At 40.4% G+C, this 7,545-nt stretch carries 5 protein-coding genes; all 5 read right to left on the bottom strand.

The window, feature by feature from the left end:
* Position 1 precedes the first annotated feature (1 nt).
* Positions 2 to 1,549 carry a sugar ABC transporter ATP-binding protein gene (locus VP97_RS14015; RefSeq protein ID WP_050182469.1) on the bottom strand — a complete coding sequence of 516 codons (1,548 nt, stop codon included), beginning with the start codon at positions 1,547 to 1,549 and terminating at the stop codon, positions 2 to 4.
* A gap of 272 nt (positions 1,550 to 1,821) precedes the next feature.
* A complete protein-coding gene (locus tag VP97_RS14020) occupies positions 1,822 to 2,781 on the bottom strand; it encodes a sugar ABC transporter substrate-binding protein (RefSeq protein ID WP_050182470.1) in 960 nt (319 codons plus the stop codon).
* Positions 2,782 to 3,003: 222 nt separating this feature from the next.
* Positions 3,004 to 3,897 (bottom strand): sugar phosphate isomerase/epimerase family protein, encoded by an 894-nt coding sequence (locus VP97_RS14025; protein WP_050182471.1) that lies wholly within the window; start codon positions 3,895 to 3,897, stop codon positions 3,004 to 3,006.
* Entirely contained in the window at positions 3,894 to 5,039 is a 1,146-nt protein-coding gene (locus VP97_RS14030) for a Gfo/Idh/MocA family protein (protein ID WP_050182472.1), read from the bottom strand. The genes VP97_RS14025 and VP97_RS14030 overlap by 4 nt, the downstream gene beginning before the upstream one ends.
* 1,036 nt (positions 5,040 to 6,075) lie before the next feature.
* Entirely contained in the window at positions 6,076 to 7,209 is a 1,134-nt protein-coding gene (gene ald, locus VP97_RS14035) for an alanine dehydrogenase (RefSeq protein WP_050182473.1), read from the bottom strand.
* Positions 7,210 to 7,545: the final 336 nt, after the last annotated feature.

Consider the following 7,545-nt stretch of genomic DNA (forward strand, 5'->3'; position numbering starts at 1 on the left):
ATTAACCCCCTGTAGCCGTTTTCAATAAATTTCCTGATGCTTCTTCTGCTCCTGTAGCTGCTTTCATGATTCTTTCTTGTGTTGCTTCATTCCGGTTAAGGTTCGCTGTAATCTTACCTTCGCTCATAACTAAAACGCGGTCGCACATTCCTAGAATTTCCGGAAGGTCTGAAGAAATCATTAACACAATAGCACCATTTTCAACAAGCTGATTCATTAAGCGGTATACTTCTACCTTGGCTCCTACATCAATTCCACGAGTTGGTTCGTCAAAAATAAATACTTTTGCTTTTGTACAAAGCCATTTGGCAATAACGACTTTTTGCTGGTTACCTCCGCTCAGCTTGCGCGCGTTCAACTCAATATTTCCGGGGCGAACCTTTAATTCATTAATATAATTCTTCGCTGTATCTTTTATTTTTTTCAAGTTGATTAGTCTGCCGCTCCGAAAACTTTTCATATTGGCTAAAGCAATATTGAAATCAAGCGGCTGGTCCAGTAACAATCCTTCATTTTTACGATCCTCCGTAATAAAGGCAATTCCAGCCTGAATGGCATCACGAGGAGTCTTAATGGTCACTTCATTCCCATTAATAAATATCTTTCCTTTATCCTTTGGATCAGCCGCAAAAATAGCTCTCGCTAGTTCCGTGCGCCCCGCTCCAACAAGCCCTGCAATCCCTACAATTTCACCATAACGAACATTAAAGGATAACAAATGATTAGAATCCTTCACTTTTAAATCTTCTACCCGAAAGCCTTCATTCCCAAGTACAAAAGATTGCTTCGGATATTTTTCATCCAGTGCACGGCCTACCATCAGCTCGATCCATTTATCTGTGCTCGTTGTTTTTACGGGAAGAGTTTCAATTTTGAAGCCATCCCGCAAAATCGTAATGCGGTCACCCATCCGTTTAATTTCGTCAAGACGGTGAGAAATAAAAACGATAGCAATTCCTTTTTTTGTAAGCCCCTCTACTGTTTTGTACAGCTGCTCTACTTCCGCTCCACTTAAACTCGCCGTTGGTTCGTCCATAATGATGAGCTTTGCATCCAACGTAAGTGCCTTAGCTATTTCTACTAATTGCTGTTGTCCAATTCCTAACTCACCGAGATCACGATCAGCTAAATTCGGGTTTTGACCAAGCATTTGTAAATAACGTTTGGCCTGTTCTTTCATTTCTTTTTGATTTAACAACGAACTTTTTCCACCTTTTTTCAATTCCCGGCCTAGAAAAATATTCTCATACACTTTTAACTGCGGGATGACATTTAATTCTTGATAAATTGTTGCGATGCCTAATTTCATAGAATCGACAGGGTTGTTAATATTTACAAGTTGTCCTTCCCAATAAATTTCCCCCTCGTCCTTTTCATAGGCACCTGTCAGAATTTTAATAAGGGTAGATTTGCCCGCGCCATTTTCTCCAAGCAGTACGTGTACTTCCCCGGGAACAACATCCAGGTCAATTCCTTTTAGTACGTGGTTGTTTGAAAAGCTTTTCTTTATCCCTTTCATGGACAATAGACTTTTTTCTTCATGTCTCATTGATGGGCTCCTTTCCAAGTTGAATCATGCGTTTTCACTCTAACTTAACTTCCTAAGATTTGTTACTTAGCATTTGTTACATTGCTCTGTATCTTCAAGGTGCAAACAACTTTCAGACCAACGGGCATCCTCCAGCCCCGCATTGATCTCAGAATAGAGGAGATTTTTCATTACCATGATGTTTAATATCAACTGAAAAAGTGCTGGGCTGTAGGGTGCTATTGAGTGACAAGATGTCAAGCGATTAAGCAGAGTCTATATAGCTATAACAATTATTTAATTTCTTCTAAATGTTCTGCCGCATTTTCTTTTGTTACAACTTTGATTGGTGTCGGGATACGTTTCTCTACTTCTTCCCCTTTAATCGCTTTAACAGCATTTTCCACTCCCATGTAGCCCATATCGTACGGACTTTGCGCTACAGAAGCAGTCAATTTGTCTTCAGTAATTAATTGAGTTGCTTCTTCTCCTCCATTTACGCCCACAATCGGGATCTTAACACCTGCTTGTTCTGTTGCACTTAAAACACCAATGGCCATATCATCGTTAGCTGCAAACACTCCAGCCAAATCACGATCATTTTGTAGGACCGCATCCACAACACTAGCTGCCTTAAATTTGTCACTATCAGCTGGTTGTTGCGCTACAATGTTAATTCCTGCTTTTTCTAAAGCATCTTTTGCTCCCTTAACCCGTTCATCAGTCGCTAAGTTACCTTTTGCGCCTTCAACTAATGCCACTTTATCTCCTTTTTCTAGTAAGGAAGCAAGGTGTTCTCCTCCTGCTTTACCTGCGGAGTAATTATCTGTTCCGATAAAAGTAACTTTATCCTTCCAATCTGCATCTGTGTCCACAAGAATGACAGGAATATCGCTTGATTTAGCTAAATCAAATACATTCGATACAGTTGACGGTTGAGATGGAGAAACAACTAGGGCATCAACACCTTGGCTAATAGCATTATCCATCATATTTACCTGATCAATTACGTCAGCTTCTGATGGCGGGCCATTTACTTCTACACTAACTCCTAAATCTTCTGCAGCCTGTTTTGCTCCTGCCTCTACACTTTTCCAGTAAGGATGACTTAATGTTTTTAAAACCACTTGTACAGTTAAATCTTCTGAATTTCCTCCTCCGCTAGCATTGGATCCTTCTGATTGACTGCTGCAACCACTCAGGGCAAACAAACCAAAACATAATGCCGATAACAATACAGGTGTTTTTTTCATGAATATTCCTCCTTAATTAGCCAACCACTTTTTGAATACGCTTTCATAATTAAAGGTTTCTTCTTCATTAGTTAAGGATGTTAGGCTTTGTTGCTAACGCTACGCTGAAGTCTTATTTTGGTTTTTGGTTCATTCTGAGACATAGTTATTTCTCAAAAATGAACCAAAGTCTCCAAAATTAATATGGTTATTATAAAAAATGTTATTGAAGATTAAATCAATTTAACTAACTTCAACGGTTTTAGTGATTTTATCTAAGTATTCTTTTGTTCTTTTAGCAATTGGAAACGGCTTATCAAATGGCGCTGGATACATATCCTGCTCGACAATTGCCCACCCATTAAAGTTAACCTCTTGTAAGACTTTAAAGAACGCTTCCATATCTACTACACCCAGTTCAGGTTCACACATGACGTCTTCACTCACCGCTTTGGCAAAGGACCATCCTTCCTTTTGCATCTGTTCTCTTACCTTCAGGTCACAGCTCTTAATATGAAGATACGGAATGCGGGCATAGTGCTTGCGCATAAAAGCAACCGGATCTCCATCTGCATATGCATGGTGGCCTGTATCCAGGCAGAGGTCGATGTCCGTGTCATTTAACAGCCGTTCAATCTGCTCTTCTGTTTCAATATGGCTTTGTGCATGCGGGTGGAATACTACCTGAAGGCCGTATTTTGCTTTTGCATGGTTTTTGATTCGATTAATGTTTCCAATGAACTGGGCCCACTGTTCATCATTTAATACTTCAGGCCGAATAAGTTCACCGGTAAACAGATCTGTATAACAGTCATCAATCAACACCACATATTTTGCTGTCGGGAATCTTAGCTGGAGATTCGCCATTTCATCTAGAAGCGTAATCATTTCATCTGTTTTCTCATCCGACATAAGATCACCGACAAGTGTTGTAGCTGTTAGTTTTAAGTTTCTTTTCTCAAGCTGTTCTCTCAATTGCTCGTACTGATTCGGAAGATAGCCCCAGGGTCCAAGCTCAATCCCTTCATAACCAGATTCCGCCATTTCATTCATACAGCGCTCCCACGGGGTTTGTTTCTCATTTTGTGGGAACCATACGCCCCATGAATCAGGTGCTGTGCCAATCTTTACGTTCATAGTGCGACGCCTCCTTTGACTTTTACATTCACCCATTGCTGTTTCGATGCTGATTCCAGAATCGCATCAACTGTCTGGTCAATCTGGGCACCAAACTCAAAGTCACATGTATACGAAGTGCCTTTTGAAACAGCTGACAACAGTTCATGTGCTTCCAGTACCTTCATATCGTTATAGCCAATCGCGATGCCGGCTGCTGGATAAAAAGCACTGTATCCTTTATGATCTGGGCCTAAGAATACCGTCCGGAACCCTCTGTCTGCACTGTCATCTGATGTAAAGTACACATTGACTTCATTCATGCGCTCCAGTGAGTAATGAACCGTTCCTTCTGTTCCCTGGATTTCAAACGCCAGGTAATTTTTTCTTCCAGCCGCCACACGGCTCGATGAGATGGTGCCGACTGCGTCATTTTCATAGTTTGCGAGTATTGTGATCACATCATCATTTTCAACATTGGCTAGTTCTGTAGAGCTAGGTGACACAGGACGCTGCTTGATCACCGTCTTAGACAACGCGTTAACGCTTTCAATGTTTCCGAGCACAAACTGCGAAATGCTTAGCAGGTGAGAGCCAAGGTCGCCAAGGGAACCTGATCCGGAATATTTATTGATATGGCGCCACGTAATCGGCAGGCTTGGATCAAGCAGGCTGTCCTGCGCGTATGTGCCGGAGAAGCTGATAATCTGGCCGAGTTGTCCGGACTGAACCAGGTCTTTGATATACGCATTAGCCGGGTTCATCACATTATTGTAGCCGACGTAATTGACAACACCTTTTTGTTTAGCGAGCTCAGCTAGTTCTGCAGACTGTTCAGCCGACAGCGTAAGCGGTTTCTCGCAGTACACATGCTTTCCGTTTTCCAGTGCTGCTTTTGCTACTTCATAATGGAAGGCGTTTGGCGTAGCCACATCAACGATATCCACATTCTCATCCTGCACAACTTCCTTCCAGTCTGTTGTCCATCTCGCAAAACCAAGCTGCTCGGATGCATTTTTTGCGGCTTCTTCACTCACATCAGACACGACTTCAAAAACTGGCTTTCCGGCTTCAGGACCGAAGGTCATCAAAGCGTTTACAAAAGCATTGGTATGAGCCTTGCCCATCCATCCAGCGCCAACTAATCCAATTCTAAGCTCCATTGTCTTATCCCCTTTGTGTTTAATCGTATTGCTTAAGTTGAATTTAGTTTATTACAGGATGATTACAATGTAATTATTGAATATTGCTAAAAAGTATAAGATTATTGCTATTGTGAATTATCAAAAATCTTTTTTGTTTAAGAATGTTTTTAAAAGAACTATAAGAAAGAGGGGCTAATTAACCAACAAAGAAGTGAACGTCTTCTTATCCATTCAAGGATAAATACTCTTTATTCAATGTGAAAAAGATTATATAAAATTTTTGTTCATATTTATGTACAGGATAGAAAAGTAAAGAATGGAGAAGATTCCTTGGATGTCATTAAGGACTTGCTTTTTCTAAGTAAGAGATTGAACAGCTGGTTAAAACCACATCCGAGAGCCCAACCTTAAACCAAGCGATAGAGTATCTGCAGATGAACCGGAATTTCATTGGCGCTTATGTTAGAGAAGCGCTTCTTTCCGCTTCAGATAGAAAGGTTAAAAATAAAAAATAGTAACGCAAAAATAACAACATTTAATGTTGCGACCCATTTTAATATGCCCGCAGCTTACTTATTTGGATAAAGATATAAAGCTGATAAATTGGTTAATATCTAATAGCAAATAAGACATTCTTATAGCAAACAAGCATGATTTCTCTGCGCGTAGTAAAAATAATCACCGTATCAATATCAAAAGGGCAACCAAAACTGGTTGCCCTTTTTGTGTCTTTGTGGCAGCTAGACTTACAAGGATGGGGAGCAAAAGGCAGTGTTAACTGCAGAAGGAATAGCAACTGTCTCAGCCAGGTTAGCTCAACGTCTGAAAAAAATCTTTCAAAGGATTTACTAATCCAGCATATCACCTAAGTCTTCATACGAACGAGTATTATAATAAAGTAAATGATATGTTAAGGGGTGCAACATCTCGTTAACCTGCTCCCTATTTAACAATTTGCTCACTTTATTAAAATAGATATACCTCCACTTCCCTAACGCTTGAAGTGGAAGTATTCTCGCTAGAATTATAAAATTTCAGCTTTTATTGCTCTTTTTTAGATGTTCGTAAGTTCTTTTGCGAAAACTTTTTCCGTTGAAACAAAATTATATCCCAGATCTTTTGCAACAGCTTCATACGTGATGTCACCGTTCGCTACGTTTAATCCAAGTTTTAAAGAGTCATTTTCAGTGATTGCTTTGTATACACCTTTGTTGGCAATTTGCAGGGCATAAGGTACTGTGACGTTCGTTAAAGCAATGGTAGACGTTCTTGGAACGGCACCAGGCATATTTGCTACTGCGTAATGAACAACCCCATGCTTTTTATATGTCGGATTGTCATGTGTCGTAATATGATCAACTGTTTCTACAATACCGCCTTGATCGATAGCTACATCTACAATAACAGAACCAGGTTTCATCGCTTTTACCATGCCTTCCGTTACCAGCTTAGGAGCCTTTGCACCGGGAATTAATACAGCTCCAATCAATAGATCAGCTTCTGCTACAGCTTCTGCAATGTTAAGCGAATTCGACATAAGTGTTTTAATCTGATTACCAAAGATATCATCTAATTGGCGCAGGCGGTCTGCACTCAAGTCAATAATCGTCACATCAGCTCCTAGACCAATGGCTAATTTCGCTGCATTTGCTCCTACAACGCCGCCGCCGATGATGGTTACTTTTCCGCGTTCAACGCCCGGAACTCCCGCAAGCAGGATCCCTTTCCCGCCATTTGATTTTTGCAAAAATTGAGAACCAATTTGGGTAGCCATTCGGCCTGCTACCTCACTCATTGGTGTAAGTAAAGGAAGTGTACGGTTTGCAGCAACTGTTTCATAAGCAATAGCCGTAACTCCTTTATCCATAAGAGCTTGGGCTAAGTCCGGCTCAGCTGCTAAGTGTAAATAAGTGAATAGGATTAATCCTTCGCGGAAATAGCTGTATTCTTCCGGAAGCGGTTCTTTTACTTTCATAACCATGTCAGCCTGCGCCCATACATCTTTTGGATTTTCAACACTTTCAGCGCCAGCATCGATGTAGTCCTGATTTGTAAAACCACTGCCGACTCCAGCGTCTTTCTCCACTAATACTGTATGGCCTGCTCTAATGAAAGACATGACCCCTGCTGGTGTAAGCGCTACGCGATTTTCATTGTTTTTAATTTCTTTTGGTACTCCAATAATCATTGAACTCGTCCTCCTAAAGTACATATTTTTCTGAATTACTGTATTCAAATGAGCCAAGCCCTTTTATTTTCGATTGTGGCTCGAATTATATTTAAAGTATAAGCACTGGCTGAATATTCTTCATTAGACACACTGTCAAATAGATGTTTCATATAACGAGACAACTTAAGTATCAATCAAAAGTATAAAACGGCGTCTTATTAAAGGAAAAAAGAGAGGAAATGAGTTGAGCAAATTATATTTGGTCCTTACAGTGGTTATTTATGTGGAGAAGAAAGAAGAAAAGAAACCATTCACCTCTCACTTAGCAAGCTAGAAGCTGGATTGTCAACACTA

Source organism: Domibacillus robiginosus, from assembly GCF_000966195.1.
Lineage (GTDB): Bacteria > Bacillota > Bacilli > Bacillales > Domibacillaceae > Domibacillus > Domibacillus robiginosus.